Source organism: Kitasatospora sp. NPDC004799, assembly GCF_040609095.1.
GTDB lineage: Bacteria > Actinomycetota > Actinomycetes > Streptomycetales > Streptomycetaceae > Kitasatospora.
This window is the reverse complement of record NZ_JBEXJK010000674.1, coordinates 1-2557: the sequence shown is the minus strand read 5'-3', so window position 1 is coordinate 2557 and position 2557 is coordinate 1. Positions and strand designations below refer to the sequence as shown.

Sequence of the window (2557 nt, the reverse complement as noted above, 5' to 3'; positions counted from 1 at the left end):
GGACGTCGGTGCCCACGGTGCCGGCGGTTGTTCGGGGTTTTGTTCAATGACCGAGGGCCGAACCAGAACAACCCCGGTGCGCTACACCGGTAGCGCACGCCACACCCGTGTCGTGCGTCGGACCAGGACCGCAACAGCGCCGGACACCGGGAGAGTTCACCAGATGACGAGGCTCTGCATCGCGAACAGCCGTACCGAGGAGATGGTCGGGGACCTCACCGGGATGACGCCGTCGGAGAAGTCGTTCGCCGGGTGCGGGGCGCAGCGGATGCTCTGGTGGGCCGAGGACGGCGACGTCCTGGTGCTGCCCGGGGCCCCCGACCCGGCGTTCCTGGCGTACGTCACGGGGCTGACCGGGGTGCGGGCCGGCGGCCTGACCTTCGTGGTGCCGCCGCCGGGTGCCCAGGGCGGCCAGGTGCTCACCGCCGACCGGCTGGCCGACCCGGACTTCCGGGCGGAGCTGCGCCGGGTGCTGGCGGGGCGCGCGGTGGACGAGGTGCTGGCCATCTCGCCGAACGGGGCGGTGGCCGAGCTGGCGGCCGCGCTCGGGGTGGCGGAGGCCATGCCCGGCCGGCCCTTCGCCGCGCAGGGCGGCAACGCCCTGGTGAACAGCAAGGCGGGGTTCCGGGCGCTGGCCGCCGGCGTCGGGGTGCCGATCCCGCCCGGGACGGTGGCCGGCTCGCCCGCCGAGGTCGAGGCCGCCGTCGAGCACCTGCTGGGGCAGGGGCACAGCGTGATGGTGAAGGTCGAGTTCCAGGGTGGCGGCCTGGGCAACGAGATCCTCGCCCGGGACGAGGAGGTGGCGGCGGTCGGTGCCGAGCGGGTGGTGCCGCTGCCGGACCGGGCCGCGGTGGCCGGGTACGTGGCCGAGCGGTGGAGCTGGCTGACCGGCGGACGCGGCCAGCGGGTGGTGGTGGAGCGGTACTTCGCCGACTCCGCGCCGCTGTACGCCCAGTTCGTGATCGACGACACGGCCGCGGTGCTCGCCGGCTGCGGCGAGATGGTCATGCGGCCGGTGGTGGTCGGGGAGATCACCCCGCCGGTCACCCCGGGTGCCGACGTCATGGCCGAACTCGTCCGGCAGGGCGCCCGGTTGTGCGAGGCGCTGCGGGTGATCGGCTACCGGGGCACGGTCAGCGCCGACGCCGTGCTGACCCCCAAGGGCGAGCTCTACTTCCACGAGACCAACGCCCGGCTCACCGGCTCCAGCCACCTGCACGACGTCTTCCTCGGCCGCCTGCTGCGCCCGGAGCACCGGGGCGCGCGCCACCTCCTGGAGCTCGCCGGGCTCACGGTGCCCTCCTTCGCCGAGGCCGTGGCGGCGGTCGGCGCGGCCGGGCTGGCCTTCGACCCGGAGACCGGCACCGGCGTGCTGTTCAGCAGCGACTTCGGGCCCGCCGACGGCTCGGTGATGTACTGCGTGGTCGCCGAGAGCCCGGCGGCCGCCCGCACCCTGGAGGCCGCGCTGCTCGCGCTGTTCACCGGGCCGGAGCCGGGGCCGGAGCCGGAGGCGGCGGAGGCGGAGGCGGTGGCCGCCGGGAGCGGGATGCGCGCCCTGCTGATCCACCGCTACGGCGGGCCGGAGGAGCTCCGCATCGCGACGGTGCCGGAGCCGGTGGCCGGCCCGGGCCGGGTGCTGGTCGACGTCACCCTGGCCGGGCTCAACTACGCCGACCTGGAGATCCGGGCCGGCGAGTACCTGGAGCTCCCGCTGCCTGCGGTGCTCGGCGTCGACGTGGTCGGGCGGCGCCGCGGGGACGGGAAGCGGGTCGTCGCGCTGCTGCGCACCGGCGGCGGGTACGCCGAGGTGGCCGCCCCCGAGGCGGCGCACACGGTGGAGGTGCCGGACGGGGTGGACGACGCGCAGGCGCTCGCGCTGCTGGAGCAGGGGGCGACGGCCTACGGCGCGCTGACCCTGGCGGGGCGGCTGCGGGCGGGCGAGACCGTCGCGGTGACCGCGGCGGCGGGCGGGGTCGGCCACCTGGCGGTGCAGCTGGCCCGGGCGCTGGGGGCGCGCCGGGTGGTCGCCCTGGCCTCCACCCCGGAGAAGCGGGAGTTCCTCCGCTCGCTCGGCGCCGACCAGGTGCTCGACCCCGAGGACCCCGAGCTGGCCGGGCGGCTCGCGGAGTCCGGCGGGGTGGACCTGTTCCTCGACTCGGTCGGCGGCCCGGTGCTGCGCGCCGGTCTGGCCGGGCTGGCCCCGTTCGGGCGGCTGGTGTCGGTCGGGGCGCGGGAGGGCGTGGTGGACACCTTCACGATGACCGAGCTGACCGAGGGCTCGGCGGGGGCGCAGGGCTTCTGGCTCAAGCACGTCCTGACCGACCGGGCGCTGTTCGAGGACATCGCGGACCACCTGTTCCGGCTGGCCGTCGAGGGCCGGGTGGTGGCGCGGATCGACCGGACCGTACCGCTGTCCGGGGTGGCCGAGGCGCACCGGGCGATGGCCGCGCGGCAGACCGTGGGCAAGGTGCTGGTGGACGTCCACCGGGAGGCGTGAGCGACGCACGAGGGAGGGCGGCCGGCCGGCCGCCCACCCACGGGCGCGGACAGAAAGGGA

At 76.3% G+C, this 2557-nt stretch carries 1 protein-coding gene; it reads left to right on the top strand.

Going from position 1 to position 2557, the window contains the following annotated elements; genetic code table 11:
• Positions 1-163: 163 nt before the first annotated feature.
• Positions 164-2497, top strand: a complete 2334-nt coding sequence (locus ABZW03_RS39745; protein WP_355269596.1) for a zinc-binding dehydrogenase — start codon at positions 164-166, stop codon at positions 2495-2497.
• Positions 2498-2557 lie beyond the last annotated feature (60 nt).

What these genes read in the sequence shown, in the direction of transcription:
- ABZW03_RS39745 (WP_355269596.1), top strand. Translation starts at nt 164, where the DNA reads ATGACGAGGCTCTGCATCGCGAACAGCCGTACCGAGGAGATGGTCGGG.